Here is an 18361-nt window from a genome sequence, read left to right as displayed (position 1 = left end):
GGGTTGTGGCGGCGCGTCAAGCCGAAGCGCACAGGAGGATGATGACCGACGTTCCCGATCCGCGGCTGACCGACGCCAATGGCCATGCGTGGCCGCGGCTGTCGCCGCTCGTCACCGGTGCGCGCGGGCGCTGCCCACGGTGCGGCAAGGGTGCGTTGTTCCGAGGCTTCCTGACGATCCGCGACGAGTGTCCGGTGTGCGGGCTGGATTATTCCTACGCCGATCCTGCCGACGGGCCGGCGGTGTTCGTGCAGTTGTTCGCGTGTATCCCGGGGGTGGTGTTCACGCTGATGCTGCAAATCCTCGCCAGTCCGGCGTGGTGGGTGCATGTCGTCGTCAGCCTGCCGGTGCTGCTGGTCAGCACGGTACTGCCGCTACGCCCGATCAAGGGGTGGCTGGTGGCGAGCCAGTTCTACTTCAAGGCACGCGAGGGACGGCTGGTCCGCGACGAGTGAGCCGCCGCCGGGGCGCTCAAACCTCCAGCGGGTAGAGTGCGGCGGCGACGCGGCGCGCTTCGGCCCGCAGCACCCCCCAGGCGCGTGCCGCGGCGCGGCTGTCCATCGGCTCCAGACCGATGCCACGCGCCTCCAGCGCGGCGATCAGCGTGCGCGGCGGCCGGCGCAGCGTGGCGCCGGTGCCGAGCAGCACGAACTCGATCGGCTCACCAAGCAGCGGCAGCAGCGCCGCCTCATCGAGCGATTCGAGGGACGGCGGCGTCCACGAATCGGCACGCGTCGCGGTGAGCAGCAGTGCCGGATAGACGCCCATCGTGCCGTCGGGGGCGTCGACCTTGAACCCGGCCGGGCCGAAACCGCGCACCAACGGCCCGGCAGCGTCGCGCTCGCGATCCATCCTCATGCGTGGCGCTCCGGCGGCGTCAGGCGCGCGGCCCGACGCGCTCGGCGTTGTCGCTCGGGCGGCCGCGTGCCGGCTTCTCGTTCTCCGGTTCGGCGCGCAGGCCGAGCGAGATGAGCAGCGACGACGACACGTAGATCGACGAATAGGTTCCGACGACGATGCCGAGCGTCATCGCGGCCGTGAAGCCGCGCAGCACGTGCCCGCCGAGGAACAGCAGCGCCCCGAGCGCGAGCAGGATCGTCACCGACGTCATCACCGTGCGCGGCAGGGTTTCATTGACGGAGAGGTTGATGATCTCACGCATCTCCATCTTGCGATAGCGGCGCATGTTCTCGCGGATGCGATCATCGATCACGATCTTGTCGTTGATCGAATAGCCGATGATCGTCAGCACCGCAGCGACGATGTTCAGGTCGAACTCGAACTGCGTCAGCGCGAAGAAGCCGAGCGTCATCAGCAGATCGTGGACGATCGCGACGATCGTCGACACGCCGAACTGCCATTCGAAGCGGAAGATCGCGAACAGGCCGATGCCGAGGATCGCGAGCACGACCGCCAGGATACCGTTGCGGATCAACTCGCCCGATACCTTGCCCGAGACGGTCGAGTAACGGCGGAATTCGGTGCCGGGGAATGCCTTGGCGAGCGCCCCTTCGACCTTGCGGACCGCGGCGTTGGTCGCGCCTTCGTCGCCGCCCTGCTGGACCGGAAGGCGGATGGTGATGTTGCGCTTGTCGCCGAACGGCTGGAGCGAGGCTTCGCCGACGCCCTGCGCATCGACGACCTCGCGCACGCGGCCGAGATCCGGTGCTTGCGCGAACCGTTCCTCGATCATCAGGCCGCCTTCGAAATCCACGCCGAAGTTCAGCCCCTTGTAGAATGTAAGGCCGACCGCGAGCACGCTGAGCAACAGCGTCAGGCCAAACGCCCAGCCGCGCAGGCGGACGAAATCGATATTGGTGTCATCGGGGACGAGCTTGAGCAATTTCATAGCGAGTATCCGTCACCCCGGCGTGCGCCGGGGTCCTTCTCCGTCGGGGAGACCCCGGCCTGCGCCGGGGTGACGAGCGCGGCGGCGATCATATGTTGATCGTCTTCGGCTTGGCGCGACGCAGCCAGCCGGCGACCAGCATCCGCGTGAAGGTGACCGCGGTGAACACGCTGGTGGCGATGCCGATCAGCAGCACGACCGCGAAGCCCTTCACCGGGCCGGACCCCAGCACGAACATGATGATGCCGGAGATCGCGTGCGTCACGTTCGCCTCGAAGATCGTGCGGCTGGCTTCCTTGTAACCAAGCTCGACCGCCTGCACGATGTTGCGGCCACGCCGCCGTTCCTCGCGGATGCGCTCGTTGATGAGCACGTTGGCGTCGACCGCGGTGCCGATCGTGAGCACGAAGCCCGCAATGCCGGGCAGCGTCAACGTGCCCTTCATGAGCGCCATCACGCCCAGGATCACGAACACGTTGATGATGACGGCGAGGTTGGCGTAGAAGCCGAACCGGCCATATGTCACCAGCATGAACGCGACGACCAGCGCCACCGCGACCGCCGAGGCGAGGACGCCGGCACGGATCGAGTCGGCGCCGAGATCCGGCCCGACCGTCGATTCCTCGACGATCTTCAGGTCGACCGGCAGCTTTCCCGAACGCAGCGCGATCGCGAGCTGGTTGGCGCTTTCAACGGTGAACCCGCCGCTGATCGACGCGCGACCGCCCATGATCGGCTCGTTGATGTTCGGCGCCGAGATGACGCTGTTGTCGATGACGATCGCAAACGGCTTGCCGACATTCTCCTGCGTCGCGCGCGCGAAACGGCGGCCGCCCTGGCTGTCGAAGGTGATCGCCACCTGCGGCGCGTTGGTCTGCGGCTCGAACTCCTGGCGCGCATCGCTCAGCATGTCGCCGGTGATGATCGCCTGACGCTTCACCGCGATCAGCGGGATGCCCGAGGGATTGTTGGGATAGGGCAGGATCTGGTCGCCGGCCGGTGCCTGGCCCTTCGCCAGCGCCTGCGGATCGGCGTTCAGGTCGACCAGCTTGAATTCGAGCTTGGCCGTCTTGCCGAGCAGATCCTTCAATGCCTGCGGATTCTGGAGACCCGGAACCTGCACGACGATGCGGTTGCTGCCCTGACGGACGATCGTCGGCTCACGCGTGCCCATCTCGTCGATGCGGCGACGCACGACCTCGGTCGCGTCGCCCATCGCGGTCTCGACCGCCTGCTTGAGCCCCTCGACGGTCGGCGTCAGCACGAAGCGGCTGGTGTCGACCACCTGGATATCCCACTGGCGCTGGCCGGTCATTCCGGCGCCGGTGCCGGTGATCTGGAGCAGACGTTCGCGCGCGGCGTCGACCTGGCCGGGATCGCGCAGCAGGAACGACAATTGTCCGCCGCGGCTGGAGATCTCGCCGATCTCGATGCGCGGGTTCTGGCGACGCATCTCGGTCTGCACCTGCTCGCGCATCGCATCGACCCGCGCGGCGGCGACGTCGTTGGTGTCAGCCTCCAGCAGCAGGTAGCTGCCGCCGGCGAGATCGAGTCCCTTGTTGACGCGCGGCACGTTGAAGCCCCAGCCGCTCGTCACGCGCTCGGGCAGGAACGTCGGGATCGACAGCGACACCAGCACGGCGAGCAGGAGCCAGATGCCGGCGACCTTCCAGCGGGGAAAGTCCAGCATGTCAGTCGTTCGCCGGCTTGCCGCCGAGCGGCGTGATTTCCGCCAGCGTCGCCTTGACCACGCGGACGCGCGTGTTCGGCGCGATTTCGACCTCGACGAAGGCGTCCTCGACCCTGGTCACCTTGCCGACCAGCCCGCCGGCGGTGACGACCGAATCGCCCTTCTTCACGCCCGCGACCGCGGCCTGCAGCGCCTTCATGCGGCTTTGCTGCGGGCGGATCATCAGGAAATAGAAGACCACGAAGACGAGGAGCAGCGGCGCGAGGCTGATGAAGCCGGCAAGGCCGCCACCCTGGGCGGCGCCACTGGCGGTCTGCGCATAAGCGGGAGAGATAAGCATCGGTTTCCGTGCATGACCGTTGGGCGGCCGGGATACGGCCGCGCGAAGTCGCTGCCGCTATCATCGCGACGGGCCGCGCGCAACACGCGAGCCGCCGCGGCCATCCGGGCGCGCCGCCAACACGCTTGCATCGCCGCGCGACCGGGCGTAGAGGCGCCCCCTCGGTCGGGGCGTAGCGCAGCCTGGTAGCGCATCACACTGGGGGTGTGGGGGTCGCAGGTTCGAATCCTGTCGCCCCGACCAAGAAAAGTTGCTGAATTTAAGTGGTTTGGGTTCTCCCTTGCCGCTCGACCTCGAAAGTTCGGGCAGATTGAATCGCCACGGAGTCGCCACCGTACGCTGAATGGTGGAAGCTCGGTTGAATCACCAGCGGCGCCCTTTATATCCTGCGGACAATCCGGCAAGCGAGACTGCAGAGCTGATGGCAGTAGTGGTCAGACTGATTGCTGATGCTACCACGCTCAATGGTACGCCTGGAAAGTAGCGTGTTCGATGCGGTAGTCAGAGGGTCGGCCGCCCTCCTCTGCCGAGGGCAAGCGGTTCGGGTCGCGAGGGAACGCAGTCTGATAAGGTTGCTGGAAAATCGGTTCCATGTACCGAGGTTTGATGACGGCCGCTGGCTATATGTACGTTGCCGCTGTCGAACGTGATTTTTGTATCTGCGTGGCACTGCCCGTTTTCTGCGGCGTTGACGCACATACCTACTCTAGATAAGCTCGAAAATGTAACGACGGTTCTGCTCTTTGTAACGATATACAGTACGTAGGGTTAACTGTTCGTTAATCGTGCCTATCTAAGGTAGGACAGTAGTTGGGAGGCTAGCGCCTCTCAATATTCGGAAGGCAAGGAGAATATGATGCGTAGTGCAAACGGTCGTAAGGGCCCCCGCTGCGTGAAGGTCGCTCGTGAGGGCTGGACCGACTGACCCTAGTCACAAACCAATCCAACCCCTAGAAAAGCGCTTCGGCCTCTCGGCCGGGGCGCTTTTTTCATGGGGGATGAGGGTGGTAAAAGAATTACTAATTGAGTGGAAGGAAGCTGCACCGGCGGCAGGTGCTATAACAGCCGTACTGTCAGCATTGGTTGCCTTGACGGTACTTCGTTACACCCGCGCCGCTAATCGCCGTCGAGCTACGCTTGACATGGTGATGAAGACCCTCATGGATGATAGTGTGCAGGCGAAGTATGCAACGTTTAAAAGCGTTCTCAGTAAAGATAAAAACACCGCAGACGAATTTAAAATAGAATCTTTGCTGCTCACAACATCAGTAATTTCGCCCGAGCGGCGCGCAGTTTTAGCTCAGCTTAATGTATATGAACTTATGGCACTTGGAATAAGGCGCGGCATCTTCGACGAGGCATTTTATAAACGCTGGTATCATAACCAGTTCATGATCGATTACGAAGGCGCCCAAGCATTTATAAGTGGCCTGCAGGCTAATAAACCTTCCATATTTTGGGAATGTTCAAACCTGTATCGTAAATGGGATAAGAGCGGGCATCCTGAATCCACCCCTAGTGCCTTCAAAATGGCTTGGTGGGCAATAATGAAGCAAAATGACAAAATCGATCGGGCAAGGGCGGCGGCGAAGGCAAGATAGCCAGTCTCTAATGTCTCGCCGAGCGACGAGATGCTATTGAAATCGCGTCGGCTCGCATTGGCATCGCTGCCTGCGTGATGTTGGCGCGGCGGTAACCTTCAAATCATAAAGCCTACTTTTAAGCGCTGTTTACGACTCGGCGACGTCTTCGTTGGAGTGCATCGTGGTGAGCATACCGACATGACTCAAGGCGAACGGACTGGAACTACGCCACGCCTGCTCAGAGGCGCCGGAAGTTAATCAATGGTCTGTGCTTGGGCTGTGTCGTACTTGTGGCACAAATAGCGGTTCGTGCATGCTGTCTCACCGTTTACCTGACCAGTGTGCGGACCGCTAAAGTACTCGTAATCTGGCTTATCGTTCTTGCGCAGTGTGACCGTGTATCTCCGTTCGAGAGCTTGAGCGAGACGAGGAAAGTGCTGCACGGCATTGCGTCCCATGCTTATGCATCAAGTGCGGCATTTTCAGGCACTGTATACAACTGCAAATGCATTGCGTATGGTTGCATGTATGAACGAAGACATCGCATGGGAGCGGCGCGTCAGCGCGATGCTCAAGGCTGAGCTGAAACGCAAAGGCGTGACCTACGCTCAGCTGGCTGGGAAGCTGTCAGAGATAGGCGTTCCAGATTCTGAGCCTAACATCAGGAACAAGTTGAGCCGCGGAAAATTTACGGCCGTATTTTTGTTTCAGTGCTTGGAAGCTATCGGAACATCAGTTCTGCGTTTGAAAGACTGACCATATGCCCTAGTGCTCACAGTCACCACGACCCAGCCGGGGACCTCCTCCGCCTCTATGTCCAAGTTTGGTGGAGGCTGTGTGAAAACGTGCGGTGCATTGGCGGGATCGGGACTGCGCAGAGCCTCTCGTTCAGCTCTGCATCGCAGCGATGAGCCCTCGAACGCCGAGGAGGGCGATGGCGCGCTTGATGTTGTAGGCGAAGATGTGGAGGCTGGCCTCGGTCGCGACGTTGCGGAGCCTTCGTGTGGCTTCGCCCCATCCAGTCTTTCAGCGTACCAAAAACGTGCTCTAACGTTCGTCGTCGCACGCGCATGGCATCGGGCCAGCGGTCGAGTCAGGCCTGCATAGCCTCAACTTCACGTTTTTAAAACAGGAGGGTTCTCGTGGGTCGGAGACATCACCGAAACTCGGCCCACACCGTATGTCCGCCCTTCACCAGCTCGGCGACAAGTCAGCGGTGCGCCTGCTGTGCACCGCCCCACGGCTTGCCGACGCTCTCCTGCGCCGCGGTCCAGAACGTCGTCAGCAGGTCGGAGCTGGCGAGGCAGGGCCGCAGCACACGCAGAGCGAGGCGCACCGGCGGCGTGCAGACGTCCTCCCGCACCGCGCGCTGAGCGACGTCCTTCAATACCAGAAGCGCCAGGTTCATCATCAACGTCTTGGCGCGCTGCTCGCGCAGTTCACGATCGTCTCGGCCGAACGGTAACGCGTCGACCCTCACGTCGTGCCCGGCGCCTACGTCACACCGCTGGCATACAAAATCCCGCCGTGCGGTGAGCCAGTCCATCGTCTGCCGGTGGAAGCTGCGTGATGTGATCACCGCCTCCAGATCGTGGACCTTTACCGTTCTGCAAACGCGGCACGTGACCCGGAGCGAGGCCTCTATCTTCCGCAGGTCGTACAGGGTCTTGGGATCACCAACCACATCCGCAGGCTACGCAAACGCCGGCAATGACAACTGCTCGCCCCGGACAGCCAGTGCCGCCCGCGCCTGGAGCGCCGCGTCGACCGCCTGGCGGTAATGAACTGTCCCGCATCGCTCGGCCTCGTCGAAGCCGACCGGCGCCCAATCGTCGCTTGGATAGCAGGCGTCGTAGATCGCGCGCGCAGCCGCACGCAGCAGGAGATCGTGCTCCATGCCAAGGCTCCTTCATGTCGGTGCGCCGTCGGTCGGCGGTGGCGCATGCTACGCCGATGCCGCCCTGATTCGCAAGAACATTGCGGGAACATGGGTCTGCTGACATGACGCCCGCCATGATTGCCGCTCCGCCGCCACCGCTCGTCTGCCACGTTGTCCGGGTCCATGATGGTGACGGACCGCTTTGGTGCAGGTCGGGCGTGAAGATCCGGATCGCTGGTGTACAGGCGCCGGACTTCGAGAACGCGGCTCCGTGTCGTCGGCCAGCATCGCAGCGGCGCGCCTATGTCTGCGATGATCCTGCGGCGAAGCGAAGCCGTCAAATCATGGAGCGGCTGACGCTCGGCAAGCGGCTCACCTGCCAGCCGATTGGCACCAGCCACAAGCGCGTGGTCGCTCGGTGTACGCTGCCGGATGGACGGTCGTTGTCGTGCGCGGCGGTGGCGGCTGGCGCGGCTGCACGCTGGGATCGATACTGGCACCGATATGGGATGGGTGAGTGCAAAGCCGCTTCCTAGAGCGGCTGTTGTCCTTGCCGGCCCGCCCACCTATGCTGGTGGGCATGCTACAAACCGGAATGTGCCCGTCTCACGATGTGAGGCGAGAGACCTACGACGTCGTGATCCCTTGCTTCAATCGCGAGCGTACCGTTGAGCAAGCAGTAGATAGCGTCCTTCGCCAAGTCCCTGCCGCAGCTCGGATCATTCTGGTAGATGATGGTTCGTCTGATCAAACCGCCAAGATCGTGCGTGCGCTGGAGGATCGTCACGCCTCCGTAAAGGCCCTCTTGCTGCCTCGAAACGTCGGCGCCTCAGCCGCCAGGAACGCTGGACTGGCGCTCACGCGTGGAGACTGGGTTGCCTTTCTCGACAGCGACGACGTGTGGTTGCCGGGTGCAGCCAAAGCCATGCTAGCGCCTGCATCGAAGGCCGACGTTGTGGTGGGTCAGTTCCGCCGGATCTGGCCTTGTGGCTCCTCGGGTGAGCCTGAATGCGGATGGAGCGGCGGTGATGTCTTGTCGGCTCTAGCGATCACTGGCGCCGTAGGGCCTAGCTGGTCGATTGTCCGACGCTCGGCGGCTCTCTCCGTCGCTGGCTTCGATCCTACATACCATAACTGCAATGACTGGGACTTCTACGTGCGCCTTGTCGCGGCAGGCGCCAGGTTTGTGCGTATCGATGACGTGGTCGCCTTCTACCACATTGCCGAAGCCAATAGGCTCAGCCACGACAGCGAGGCAGGGCTGGCGAATGCCCGGCGCGTCCAAGCCCATCCGGTGTTCGGACGTCTTCTGGAAGCAGAAGCATCCGGCCAGGAGCGAGCCTAACGTCCATCATTGATAGTACAGTTGCCAAAGGTCGGCGCGGATGGTCGCGCCACCCGCCCATCAGCAGCAAGAAAATGTTTTAAGGTTATAACTTCCCCGAATATAGGATAGTCCCGGATAGTTAATGTATGCCGATCGCGGCCGCGGCAATATTAGACTCCACGCGTCTCCATTATGTTGTATATCGCTCACGATTGCAGTGCCGGCTGTTCCAAATAATACGCACTGGCGGAGAGCGGAAGTGAGTGAGCGCTTTGATTTTGCGCAGGTTCAGGCGTACTCATATCAGCGTTTCAGCAGTTCATCCCAGGCAAGTGGAGACAGCCTGGCTAGGCAATCATCGTTGGCAAAGGCGTATGCTGACCGGCATGGGTTGCAACTAGATGATGCGCTTACGTTCCGGGATTTAGGCGTATCGGGCTTTCGCGGCCGTAACGCCGCGCATGGAGAGTTGGCCTCTTTTCTAGAAGCGGTGCGCGTCGGACGGATTGCCGAAGGCAGCTTCTTGTTAATCGAGAGCCTAGACCGGCTCAGCCGTGACAACATCATTCGCGCACAAGCGATCCTAACGAATTTAGTGATCGCTGGGATCAACGTAGTGTCGTTAGCAGACAACCGGCTCTATTCAGAGAAAAGCCTGGCAGATGATCCACTCGGGTTGATCTATGCCCTCATTGTCTTCATCCGTGCGAATGAAGAGAGCGCGATCAAGTCCCTGCGGGCTCGTGAAGCCTGGGTACGCAAACGCGACTTTGCACGTACTACCGTCATGAGTGATAGAGTGCCCGATTGGCTCTCGGTCCAAAAGGGCAGGATTCTCCCTATTATCGACCGTGTAGAGGTTTTGCGACACATCTTTGGCCTCGCCGAGGCGGGGGCTACACCTGAAATCATCGCGAATACATTAAACCACGAAGATGTCCCGCGCTGGAGGGTGGATAAACCCTGGACTCGGGCAGCGGTATTCACAATCCTTAACAACCGCCGTGTGACTGGAATCCTGCCCCTTTACGTATCTAACTACGAGCGCAACGCGGAGTGCCGCACCCCGATTGGGGTTCTAGAAGGCTACTTCCCGCGCATCATTGAACCGGAGGCGTTCTTACGTGTGTGGGCACTATCAAGCACACGCCGTCGAGGTGGCAACGCCGCGAAGGGCAACATCTTCGCTAACCTCCTACGATGCGCCACTTGCGGGGCCGACATTCGCCATCGGACCGTAGGAGGACGAGGGCACGCGGTTCTAATCTGTGCTGCAGCCGCAATCGCGCACGGATGCACTGCGCCAGAGTACGCCTATGCCGTTTTGGAAAAGCAGACGCTTATCGAGCTTACGTCGTGGGCAGCAGAAGGAATTGTATGGGTCCGCTCCCTGGATCTCAAAGGCGGTGTTAACGCCCGCGGAGTTCATCACCGGCCCCTTGGTAACCGCGCCCTTGTCATCAAACATGACCGCTTGCTACGTTCGAGGGCGAGTTGTGAAGCTATCGCGAACGCGCTACCGCCGAGTGCCGCCGATTACCTACGCACGCGAAGTGGTCGACGCTATCTTGTGAATGACCTATCCACTATTCTTACTGCTGCGCAATCCGCGATGTTAACTGCTACAGGTCGGGTGCTAACGAATGCTTCGCTCAGGCGCATCTTTAGTGATGCAACGCTTGATTTGGAAACTGGAAGATGTGCGTTTAGATGTGGTGCCGCCAGCGAGCTATTGATTGAACCTCAGTAGTCGAATGGGCACTTGGCGCCTACGGGTGGGTCCGGTCCCTCTAGCTTAATGCGGACGCGGGACATCCCGCGTGTCTCCCGATATGCTCATCTGCGGCCTTATTTCAGACGTTTGAGCCGACAACGCCGAACTATGCGACACGAAAACGCCACCTTAAGCCGGCAGAGAGAGTGCCATGCGTATCCTTGTTGCTGCCGCTGCACTAGCTCTGGTTCCTACCCCCGCGTTCGCCTGGGGCAAGACCGGTCATCGGGTCGTAGGGCAGATCGCCGACGCCCACCTGACGGGTGCAGCTCGCACCGCTGTGAAGCGGATCCTCGGCGCCGAGACGATGGCAGAGGCCTCGAACTGGCCCGACTTCATGAAGTCCGATCCAGCGCCCTTCTGGCAGAAGACGGCGAGCGCTTGGCACTATGTGACGCTCCCGGGCGGAAAGACCTATGATCAAGTAGGCGCCCCGGCGGAGGGCGACGCGATCACCGCACTGGACCGTTTCAGCGCTACGCTGCGCGATCGTAAGGCATCGCTAGCAGACAAGCGGGTCGCGCTGCGCTTCATCATCCACATCTGCGGCGATCTCGCTCAGCCGCTCAACAACGGCAATGGCGCAGATCGCGGCGGCAACGAGTTGAAGGTGACGTGGTTCGGCAAGCCGACGAACCTGCACAGTGTTTGGGACTCGCTGCTGGTGGACGACGAGCAGCTGTCTTTTTCCGAGATGGCGTCGTGGCTGAATGCGCGCATCTCGCCGGCCGATCTCAGGGCATGGTCGTCTGCTGACCCGAAGGTTTGGATGGCCGACAGTGTGAACGCGCGGGATCAGGTCTACCCGCCGGCTGGTGAAACGGCGCTGAGCTACCGGTACGTTTACGAGAACACGCCGCGGATGGAGCTGCAGCTTGAAAAAGGCGGCGTTCGGCTTGCCGCCTATCTCAACAGCCTATTCCGGTGAACGCGAAGGCGACGCCAGGTTGATAAGCGCTGCGCCCGGATAACTCAGACGCCGTAACGCTTGTTGCCGCCGCTAGTGATGCAATAGCGGCCACCACGAGGTCCGACGCAGACGTCCCCACCATTGCACGGGCATCGCCCGTCGGTGGTTCCGCGTGTGCCGTATGCCGAATAGCCCCGGACCCGACCTGATCGGCTCTTCCCGCTCGAAAAAGCGTAGCGACGCTTCGCATCTGCCTGCTCGCTCAAACAGCCTGTTGCCACCAGCGCGACACAGCCGAGCATCAATCCCACCTTCATCGTTCCGCCCCTATTTCGTTACAAGCCCAGCCGAAGACCGACCGCGTAATAGCCATCGCCGATGTTACCTTTGACCTTCAGCCCAGGCGTGATTGGCAATGCGACGGTGCCGTACGGCGTGGTGTCGCGCTCGCTGAAGCGGACGCCAGCGCCAATCGTTGCGATCAGCGGAATCGAGTACGTCGCTTCAACCTTGCCATAGATGTTGACCGCGGTGTTGTCGCAATAGCTGCTCTTCGCATACCGTCCGGTGTCGCCATCCCGACAGCGCGGGTTCCCGCCATTGTTGTCCTCGTAGTAGCGGTCGTTATCGCCAGCGTAGACAAAGGCACCGACAATCGGCGTAACCTTGAAGCCAGCGGCGCCAACGCCATAGCCGATCCCCAGCTCACCGCCCCATTCGCCGTCAGCACGGGCGCCATTTCCTTCAAGCGTGATCTGCGCAGCAGCAGGCGTCGTCGCGCACGACAACACCGCGGCCAGAGCCGCAGCAACGTATGCCTTCATTGTTATCCCCCGCCTCCGAGATGGAGGCGGCGTGCCCGTAGATGAAGAGCGGCAATCAGATCAACAGGATGAAAGGTCGCAGGTCCCCGCGTCGGTGATCGGACCTGCGGACGTTCTTGTCGAAGGAACACTCTTGTGCCGTCATTTTTTACAATCTGCATTAGCTTGTTGCGCCGTGATGGGAACGCGCCATGGTCGAGGAAGCGAGTCGGGGGACTCGCTGATGTGGGGGTTCAGAATGATCAAGAAGGTTGGCGCGCTTGCGGGCGCGCTGCTGTTGGCCGTGCCGGTCACCGCGCAGATGGCAACCGCTCCGATAGCAGCGCCGATCACCAATTCGGCCGTGCTGCGCACGGGCATGGAAGTGCCTCTGAAGCTCTCCGAGGAGTTGACGACGAAGGGCAAGAAGCTGCGCGTCGGCCAGCGTGTTCACCTGGAGACCGCCGAGCCTGTCATCGTTCAAGGCGTCACGGTAATCCCTGTGGGAAGTCCAGCAATTGGCGAGATCACCGACGTCAAGAACAAGGGCATGTGGGGTAAATCCGGGCACCTTGGTGCTCGCGTTCTCTACGTCACCGTCAACGGCCGGCAGATCAGGCTGTCAGGGGCTTTCGACGACAAGGGCACGGCAGGAACCGCAGGCGTCGTTGGCGCTGCCGTACTTCTGCCGGTAGCCGGCTTCTTCGTAACCGGTACTAGCGCGACGGTTCCTGCGGGCACTGTGGTAAAGGGTTTTCTTGACGAGGACGTTCCGCTCGCGATGGCAGGGGCTGGTCCCGAGCCGTTGGTGGTAGGTGCCGCCGCTGCGATGGTAGCCGCTGTGCCCGCGTCTCCGACAGCACCGACGCTGACACCGGTTAGTGTCCTAAGCCCGAAGTGATAGTGCGCCGGGGCAGAGTAGCATGGACTAGCTTTGCCTCGGCGTCGGTCGAGCCACTTCAGGTGATGATCGATTGGCGCTCGATCGACGTGCCAGTCGACGTCGAGGATCAAACTCGCGTGGGGCTTGTGCCGAGCGACCAGACCGGTATGCCATGACCATGGCTTCAGAGTTGATGGCGGACGAAACTCAGGTGCTTGAGGCATGTGAACGCCTGGTCGACCTCCATGTCTGGCCGCGGCGCGCCGTCGAATACCGGGGGTGGCTTGACAACTTCGACAAGAGCGACCGGCCTCTCGCCGTGCATATGCTTAGCCGCTTCACCTACTTCTCTCACGAGCTAGTTGACCAGCTGTTCCTGTCAGCCTTCCACACTTTGTCCAACGTCGTCGTTCCCGCGGCCCCTTCGCCTCAGGCTCGGCGAGAGGCTTGGCAACGCTTCGTCGACACAGTCGCGGTGGTTCCGGTGATGGGTGAGCGGCCGAACCCGTCCGACAGCGGCTGGGGGTTCGCTCGCAAGGCACGTCAGCTGCTTGGCATCGACGAGAAGCGACTCATGCAACCCGTCGACGCACTCGCACGGATCGTAGACGGCTTGGTAGGCCCGGTTATGTTCGTCGACGACTTCGTCGGCTCTGGCGAGCAATTCCTGAAAACCTGGCGCAGGGTCCACCACCTTCCTAGTGGCACTGCGTCGTTCGCTTCCGTATCGGCGCGGTTCGGTGCTTCGTACTGCAACGTATTCGCCACAGCATACGGACGGCGGCGCCTCCGTCTGCAAGCACCCAGCGTCGCGCTCGCCTCAGGGAACGTGATACCATTTGACCACAACTTCGCTACTCTGCGCTCAGCAATGTGGCCTCAAGGATCTGCGATGGAGGGCGCTAGGCTTGCCCGGAGGGTTGGAAGGGTGCTCGGCTACACGGGTATAGATGGCGGAGAAAGTGACTGGCGCGGGTTTCATCGATTGGGCCTCGGCATCGCCATGCAAGATTCGATGCCGGACGCCAACCTCCCGCTGTTCTTCTCCAATAGCAAAGGTTGGACTCCGCTGGTGAGGCGCGCATGAGTGATGCAAGCGAAAGAAGAGACCTCGCCGAGCTTTTCGGTATTTACCGGGCCGAGTGGCTTAAGGACGCCATCTTTCGACTTTTCAGCCAGCCCAGCTATTTTCCAGAGTTGGAGACGGATCGCCCCTGCCTGCTGGAGGGCGGAAGGGGCACGGGTAAGACTACTGTCCTCCAGTGCCTCTCCTTCGAGGGGCGCCTTGCGCGTGACGGCAACGACCCGACAAGAGCGGGCGAATGGCCATACTACGGCTTCTACTACAAGGCCGACACCAACAGCGTCCGGGCCTTCCAAGGAGACGAGCTACCCGAGCGGCAATGGCAGAAGCTATTCGCTCATTATCTGAATCTAGTGCTGTGTGGTCGTGTGGCCGACTTTTTAGAATGGTTCGGCAAAGCCGTTCCTAGCGGGGTATCGCTTCCGCCGGAGCTTTGCGCCAACACTGCGGAGTCGCTGTTCTGCCAGCCAGCTACGACGGCGGAAGAGCTTTCCGCTTCGATCCAACAGGGCCTCAGGCGCTTTGAGGGCTGGGTCAACAATATAGACCCGACCAATCTTCCGCCGATGTCCATGCAAGGCGTCGCCCTCGAGCATCTGTGCAACGCCGTGCTTAATTTGCCGCGGTTCAAAGGCAAGCGCCTCTTCTTTATCATCGACGAATTTGAGAACCTGCGCGACGATCAACAGGCAGTCGTCAATACGCTCGTCAAGCATTGCGGCCCCGGCTACACCTTCAAGATTGGGGTGCGCGAGCAGGGCTGGAGACGCCGGCACACCCTCAATCCCGACGAGCAACTGCAGAGTCCTGCCGATTACGAGCGGATCAACATTGAGGAGCGGCTCGATGGAGACCAGTTCGCCAGCTTTGCAGCAGAGGTTTGCAGGCTTCGAATAGCTGAACGCTACCCGGAGAGCCTCTACCTCGAAACCATGTTGCCAGCGCTCAGCGTGGAAGACGAGGCGGTTCTCCTTGGCGTCAACCAAGTCGCCAAAGCGGCGCGTGAAGCGATCGCAAGAAGTGATCCTGACCTGCTAACGCCGCTGGAGGATGTCAGTTCGCTCGAGGTTGCACTGATAGCGTATTGGGCTCGCGCTAAGAGGATAAGTATCGCCAGAGTCGTTCAGGAGCGCGCAGAACAGCCTGAAACCTGGCAGAACCGCCTTCACAACTATCGAGTGCCCCTCCTCTTCACGCTTCGGGGAAGCGTCCCGGGCGTACGAAAATATTATGCTGGTTGGCGAACGTTCACACTACTTGCTGGCAACAACATACGCTACCTGCTGCAGCTCGTCGGCGAAGCCCTGCGTCTGCAGCGTCTCGATGGCCAGCCCGCTGACGGCGAGCCGATCGACCCCCTCGTCCAAACCCGCGCCGCCATTTCTGTGGGACAAAAGAACATAAAGGATCTCGAAGGGCTCGGTGTACATGGCGCGCAGCTAACCCGCCTAGTGCTATCGCTAGGCAGATTGTTCGAAATGCTCGCCCAGAGTCCTCAGGGCCGTAGGCCGGAGGTGACTCGCTTTACCCTTCCGCCGAACGAGCCTGCCGACGAGATCGAACCCCTGCTGCGCGCTGCGGTCATGCACCTCGCTTTGGTGCGGCGCGTATCAAGCCAACGAACGGACCTTGACCTGAAGTCTTACGACTACGCTGTGCACCCCATCTTCGCCGCTTTCTTCGGTTTCAGCCACCGCGACATGCGCAAGATGGAGTTGTCGCCCAACCAGATCCTGCGCCTGATGCAAGACCCAAAGCGCACTATTCGCGAGATCGCTAGGCTGGAGACGGACGCGGACGCCCCCCTTCCTGACCAACTCCGCCTCTTCGAAAGTTTCTATGGCGACCGGTAGCGCACCAGGCGCGCTCTTCACCACGGAGCACGACTCAGCCGGGGACGTCCAGCTTCCTTACGGCGGCAGTTACCTGTTTTCTGTGACTGACGAACCGCGCAGCGCGGTAGCAGGCTGGCTTGCTGCGCGGTTCACGGCCACGCGCTTCGTGCAGCTAGCCGAGCGCACGTCTGGCAAGCTCGAGACTGACCTGATTGGGCATACAGACATTGGGCTGCGATCGCGAACCGCTATAGAAGCCTTCGTCGCCGCTCTCCCCAAGCCAATCCATATCGACATGACGGGACTTGGTCACTCGCTTTGGGCGCCACTCGTGCGCGTATGTGCCGAGGCCGGCGTGCCGTTCAACGTCCTCTATCTCGAGCCGGGATCCTACAGCGCGTCCGCGCAATCAGGCAGCGGCGTCATCTACGACCTCAGCGAGCGCATTGAAGGCATCAGGCCTATTCCGCTTTTCGCGAAGCTAGCCGACCGGCGCCGCGAAGATGCCTGCTTTGTGCCGCTGCTTGGCTTTGAGGGTGCCAGATTCAAGCACATGCTGAACGAGGTTGATCCATCGAAAGACAAGGTTTTCCCGATCATCGGCGCTCCAGGTTTCGTGCCCCACTACACGCTAGACGCGCTGGTGCTGAACGCAGACGGGCTGGAACAGGATAAGGCAAGCATTCGCAATATTCGGTACGCCAAGTCGAACTGCCCGTTCAGCCTGCACCGGGAGCTCGAGGAAGTTGCCCGGCTCGCCCCGGACGACCTGTTGCGCCTTGGTTTGATCGGTACCAAGCCGCACGCGCTTGGCGCGGTCCTTTTTGCGATCGCTAACAACGAGCGATCGGAGATCGTCTACGACCACGCCCGGAGGAAAGCGGGGCGGACGCGGGGCGCGTCCAAATGCTTGGTCTACGCCGTCAGCGAGTTCCTGAACGTCTAAGCGAGCGGTAATCGCCAAGCCGGTACCGATGCAGGACGAACTGTCGATCGGCGGATGGTACCTCTTGCATAGTCGAGGCAGGGTTGCGGTTGTTTGTTAGGAGGTGACCATAACCACGATGGCGCGCAGCTTCGGCCAATTTTACACGCCTCCAACGGTCGCCCAAGCACTGGTCGGTATGGTGGAGGGCGCGCCCGCGAGCGCCATCGACCTCGGCTGCGGGCGCGGCGCCCTCTCCCGCGCCGCAGTCGACCGCTGGGGCGCGACGCTGCGCCTCACCACAGTGGACATTGACCCCGCAGCCGGGCCTGCCCTCGGTTTATGGGCCGATGAGCATCGTCACTTTCGACGCGATTTGCTTCACAACGACGCCTTCGCTGCCGACATCGTGCCCGGCTCATTCGACCTGGCGGTGCTAAACCCGCCCTATGGTCGCATGCTGGCAATTGGCGGTGCCGGCACGGATGCAGACGTGGGCGCGCGCGGCCCAAGCCCTGCGCTCGAGATGAGGCAGCGGATCCGTTGCCGCGCTACCATCTTCACATTGCACGCGCTGCGGGCAGTGCGAGCCGGTGGCGTCGTTGCCGCAATCCTCCCCGAAACTCTCGTGACGAGCCGGCTCGCCGGGCGCAACCGCGCGCTGATTACGGCCGAAGCCTCACTGCGATCCATCGCGACCCTGCCCGAACGGACGTTCCCCGGCACCGAGGCACGAACTGTCATGGTGGTGCTAAATCGGCTGGAAGAAGCTAGACGATCCGCCGATCCTTGGTTCACGCGCGCCGCCGCTCCTGGTCTGGATGATCCGGCGCTAGCACCACTGCAGGACCTCGAAGTTGAGATTGTTAGGGGGAGCTTGAGCACGCCCGACGCACGTCGCGAACGCGCTTTCCACCTCGACGGCTTTGCGGCGGCCCGGAATGGCGTGGTGCAGCTCGGGACCGACCACGTCACAACCGACGATCGACGTACCGCTCGACCCGGCGACATCCTCATCGCGCGCGTAGGCCGCAGCATTCCGGATAAGATCGCCCGCGTGGAGACAGGAACCGGCGCGATAAGTGACTGCGTGTACCGGCTGCGCTGCTCGCCCCTCCACACTGACCGGGTCTGGAGAGGGCTGCGGTCACGGTCTGGGCGAACACAGATCGAGGCGGGACTGTCGGGGCTCACTACTAGGGTGCTGCCTCTAAGCGCGCTCCTCGCGCTACGCGTGTAAGGTTTTCACGGAATGCATGATTATTGCCAATGTAAACGCTTCCGGTTGCGAAGCGCTCTGATCCATACGCTTCAGAAGCACTCCTAACCCGATTCTCACGAAGGACCGGACGTGAGAAGCACCTGGGCCCGGTGCAAGTCTCACATCCAATGTTTGCTGCTGAGGGAATGGTCTGACCGCCTTAGTCGCAATCGTCTTCGTCAGTGCGCTACCAACGCTGCCCCTCGACGCACCCATGA

Annotated in this window: 18 protein-coding genes, 1 tRNA gene and 1 pseudogene; 12 read left to right on the top strand and 8 right to left on the bottom strand. The window is 61.5% G+C overall.

What is annotated here, in order from left to right:
* The first annotated feature begins 41 nt into the window (after window positions 1-41).
* Window positions 42-455, top strand: a complete 414-nt coding sequence (locus tag SPHPHY_RS0115800; protein WP_051148455.1) for a DUF983 domain-containing protein — start codon at window positions 42-44, stop codon at window positions 453-455.
* A 16-nt stretch (window positions 456-471) separates the two neighbouring features.
* Here SPHPHY_RS0115800 and SPHPHY_RS0115795 read toward each other — a convergent pair whose 3' ends face one another.
* The 4 genes from SPHPHY_RS0115795 to yajC all read right to left on the bottom strand — a co-directional run bounded on the left by SPHPHY_RS0115795 (window position 472) and on the right by yajC (window position 3879).
* Window positions 472-858, bottom strand: a complete 387-nt coding sequence (locus tag SPHPHY_RS0115795) for an Mth938-like domain-containing protein (RefSeq protein WP_028056997.1) — start codon at window positions 856-858, stop codon at window positions 472-474.
* A gap of 19 nt (window positions 859-877) precedes the next feature.
* The gene (gene secF / locus SPHPHY_RS0115790; protein WP_022687657.1) at window positions 878-1849 is read right to left on the bottom strand and encodes a protein translocase subunit SecF; all 972 of its coding nucleotides are present in this window, start codon (window positions 1847-1849) and stop codon (window positions 878-880) included.
* 88 nt (window positions 1850-1937) lie between these two features.
* Window positions 1938-3539: a protein translocase subunit SecD gene (secD, locus tag SPHPHY_RS0115780; RefSeq protein WP_022687655.1), complete on the bottom strand. Its 1602-nt coding sequence runs from the start codon at window positions 3537-3539 to the stop codon at window positions 1938-1940.
* A 1-nt stretch (window position 3540) separates the two neighbouring features.
* Window positions 3541-3879: a preprotein translocase subunit YajC gene (gene yajC / locus SPHPHY_RS0115775; protein WP_022687654.1), complete on the bottom strand. Its 339-nt coding sequence runs from the start codon at window positions 3877-3879 to the stop codon at window positions 3541-3543.
* Window positions 3880-4045: 166 nt separating this feature from the next.
* On the opposite strand from yajC, the gene SPHPHY_RS0115770 reads away from it, so the two are divergent.
* The 3 genes from SPHPHY_RS0115770 to SPHPHY_RS0115765 all read left to right on the top strand — a co-directional run bounded on the left by SPHPHY_RS0115770 (window position 4046) and on the right by SPHPHY_RS0115765 (window position 6218).
* A tRNA-Pro gene (locus SPHPHY_RS0115770) sits at window positions 4046-4122 on the top strand.
* Window positions 4123-4883: 761 nt separating this feature from the next.
* On the top strand, window positions 4884-5480 hold the full coding sequence (locus SPHPHY_RS21530) for a DUF4760 domain-containing protein (protein ID WP_196802179.1): 597 nt from the start codon (window positions 4884-4886) through the stop codon (window positions 5478-5480).
* 510 nt (window positions 5481-5990) lie between these two features.
* Window positions 5991-6218 carry a DUF6471 domain-containing protein gene (locus tag SPHPHY_RS0115765; RefSeq protein ID WP_022687653.1) on the top strand — a complete coding sequence of 76 codons (228 nt, stop codon included), beginning with the start codon at window positions 5991-5993 and terminating at the stop codon, window positions 6216-6218.
* Window positions 6219-6350: 132 nt separating this feature from the next.
* Here SPHPHY_RS0115765 and SPHPHY_RS22580 read toward each other — a convergent pair.
* The 3 genes and pseudogenes from SPHPHY_RS22580 to SPHPHY_RS0115755 form a co-directional block, all read right to left on the bottom strand.
* A pseudogene (locus SPHPHY_RS22580) lies at window positions 6351-6555 on the bottom strand (IS5/IS1182 family transposase); the annotation flags it as partial.
* Window positions 6556-6672: 117 nt separating this feature from the next.
* Window positions 6673-7146: a hypothetical protein gene (locus SPHPHY_RS0115760; RefSeq protein WP_022687652.1), complete on the bottom strand. Its 474-nt coding sequence runs from the start codon at window positions 7144-7146 to the stop codon at window positions 6673-6675.
* 9 nt (window positions 7147-7155) lie between these two features.
* On the bottom strand, window positions 7156-7359 hold the full coding sequence (locus tag SPHPHY_RS0115755) for a hypothetical protein (RefSeq protein WP_022687651.1): 204 nt from the start codon (window positions 7357-7359) through the stop codon (window positions 7156-7158).
* Window positions 7360-7858: 499 nt separating this feature from the next.
* Here SPHPHY_RS0115755 and SPHPHY_RS0115750 point away from each other — a divergent pair, with 499 nt between their 5' ends.
* The 3 genes from SPHPHY_RS0115750 (at window position 7859) to SPHPHY_RS0115745 (ending at window position 11370) form a co-directional block, all read left to right on the top strand.
* Window positions 7859-8686 (top strand): glycosyltransferase family 2 protein, encoded by an 828-nt coding sequence (locus tag SPHPHY_RS0115750; RefSeq protein ID WP_022687650.1) that lies wholly within the window; start codon window positions 7859-7861, stop codon window positions 8684-8686.
* Between the two features lie 241 nt (window positions 8687-8927).
* A complete protein-coding gene (locus SPHPHY_RS21520) occupies window positions 8928-10418 on the top strand; it encodes a recombinase family protein (RefSeq protein ID WP_196802178.1) in 1491 nt (496 codons plus the stop codon).
* A 175-nt stretch (window positions 10419-10593) separates the two neighbouring features.
* Window positions 10594-11370: a S1/P1 nuclease gene (locus SPHPHY_RS0115745; protein ID WP_022687649.1), complete on the top strand. Its 777-nt coding sequence runs from the start codon at window positions 10594-10596 to the stop codon at window positions 11368-11370.
* Between the two features lie 317 nt (window positions 11371-11687).
* Here the strand turns inward: SPHPHY_RS0115745 and SPHPHY_RS0115740 are convergent, their stop codons facing one another.
* The gene (locus tag SPHPHY_RS0115740) at window positions 11688-12176 is read right to left on the bottom strand and encodes a hypothetical protein (protein ID WP_022687648.1); all 489 of its coding nucleotides are present in this window, start codon (window positions 12174-12176) and stop codon (window positions 11688-11690) included.
* 238 nt (window positions 12177-12414) lie between these two features.
* Here SPHPHY_RS0115740 and SPHPHY_RS0115735 point away from each other — a divergent pair, with 238 nt between their 5' ends.
* From SPHPHY_RS0115735 to SPHPHY_RS0115710, 5 genes are all read left to right on the top strand, one after another.
* Window positions 12415-13056: a hypothetical protein gene (locus SPHPHY_RS0115735; protein WP_051148454.1), complete on the top strand. Its 642-nt coding sequence runs from the start codon at window positions 12415-12417 to the stop codon at window positions 13054-13056.
* A gap of 154 nt (window positions 13057-13210) precedes the next feature.
* Window positions 13211-14125, top strand: a complete 915-nt coding sequence (locus SPHPHY_RS0115725) for a hypothetical protein (protein WP_022687645.1) — start codon at window positions 13211-13213, stop codon at window positions 14123-14125.
* Window positions 14122-15975 carry a hypothetical protein gene (locus tag SPHPHY_RS21035; protein ID WP_022687644.1) on the top strand — a complete coding sequence of 618 codons (1854 nt, stop codon included), beginning with the start codon at window positions 14122-14124 and terminating at the stop codon, window positions 15973-15975. Before SPHPHY_RS0115725 ends, SPHPHY_RS21035 begins: the two co-directional genes overlap by 4 nt.
* The gene (locus SPHPHY_RS20395; RefSeq protein WP_022687643.1) at window positions 15962-16903 is read left to right on the top strand and encodes a hypothetical protein; all 942 of its coding nucleotides are present in this window, start codon (window positions 15962-15964) and stop codon (window positions 16901-16903) included. The genes SPHPHY_RS21035 and SPHPHY_RS20395 overlap by 14 nt, the downstream gene beginning before the upstream one ends.
* 118 nt (window positions 16904-17021) lie before the next feature.
* Window positions 17022-18122: an N-6 DNA methylase gene (locus SPHPHY_RS0115710; RefSeq protein ID WP_022687642.1), complete on the top strand. Its 1101-nt coding sequence runs from the start codon at window positions 17022-17024 to the stop codon at window positions 18120-18122.
* Window positions 18123-18361 lie beyond the last annotated feature (239 nt).

Source organism: Sphingomonas phyllosphaerae 5.2 (genome assembly GCF_000419605.1).
Taxonomy (GTDB): Bacteria; Pseudomonadota; Alphaproteobacteria; order Sphingomonadales; family Sphingomonadaceae; genus Sphingomonas; species Sphingomonas phyllosphaerae_B.
Note: the sequence above shows the minus strand (reverse complement) of the source record. Positions and strands in the feature narration are given on the sequence as shown.

What these genes read in the sequence shown, in the direction of transcription:
- SPHPHY_RS0115800 (WP_051148455.1), top strand. Translation starts at nt 42, where the DNA reads ATGACCGACGTTCCCGATCCGCGGCTGACCGACGCCAATGGCCATGCG.
- SPHPHY_RS0115735 (WP_051148454.1), top strand. Translation starts at nt 12,415, where the DNA reads ATGATCAAGAAGGTTGGCGCGCTTGCGGGCGCGCTGCTGTTGGCCGTG.
- SPHPHY_RS0115740 (WP_022687648.1), bottom strand. Translation starts at nt 12,176, where the DNA reads ATGAAGGCATACGTTGCTGCGGCTCTGGCCGCGGTGTTGTCGTGCGCG.
- SPHPHY_RS0115745 (WP_022687649.1), top strand. Translation starts at nt 10,594, where the DNA reads ATGCGTATCCTTGTTGCTGCCGCTGCACTAGCTCTGGTTCCTACCCCC.
- SPHPHY_RS20395 (WP_022687643.1), top strand. Translation starts at nt 15,962, where the DNA reads ATGGCGACCGGTAGCGCACCAGGCGCGCTCTTCACCACGGAGCACGAC.
- SPHPHY_RS0115755 (WP_022687651.1), bottom strand. Translation starts at nt 7,359, where the DNA reads ATGGAGCACGATCTCCTGCTGCGTGCGGCTGCGCGCGCGATCTACGAC.
- SPHPHY_RS0115725 (WP_022687645.1), top strand. Translation starts at nt 13,211, where the DNA reads ATGACCATGGCTTCAGAGTTGATGGCGGACGAAACTCAGGTGCTTGAG.
- yajC (WP_022687654.1), bottom strand. Translation starts at nt 3,879, where the DNA reads ATGCTTATCTCTCCCGCTTATGCGCAGACCGCCAGTGGCGCCGCCCAG.
- SPHPHY_RS21035 (WP_022687644.1), top strand. Translation starts at nt 14,122, where the DNA reads ATGAGTGATGCAAGCGAAAGAAGAGACCTCGCCGAGCTTTTCGGTATT.
- SPHPHY_RS0115765 (WP_022687653.1), top strand. Translation starts at nt 5,991, where the DNA reads ATGAACGAAGACATCGCATGGGAGCGGCGCGTCAGCGCGATGCTCAAG.
- secF (WP_022687657.1), bottom strand. Translation starts at nt 1,849, where the DNA reads ATGAAATTGCTCAAGCTCGTCCCCGATGACACCAATATCGATTTCGTC.
- secD (WP_022687655.1), bottom strand. Translation starts at nt 3,539, where the DNA reads ATGCTGGACTTTCCCCGCTGGAAGGTCGCCGGCATCTGGCTCCTGCTC.
- SPHPHY_RS0115795 (WP_028056997.1), bottom strand. Translation starts at nt 858, where the DNA reads ATGAGGATGGATCGCGAGCGCGACGCTGCCGGGCCGTTGGTGCGCGGT.
- SPHPHY_RS0115710 (WP_022687642.1), top strand. Translation starts at nt 17,022, where the DNA reads ATGGCGCGCAGCTTCGGCCAATTTTACACGCCTCCAACGGTCGCCCAA.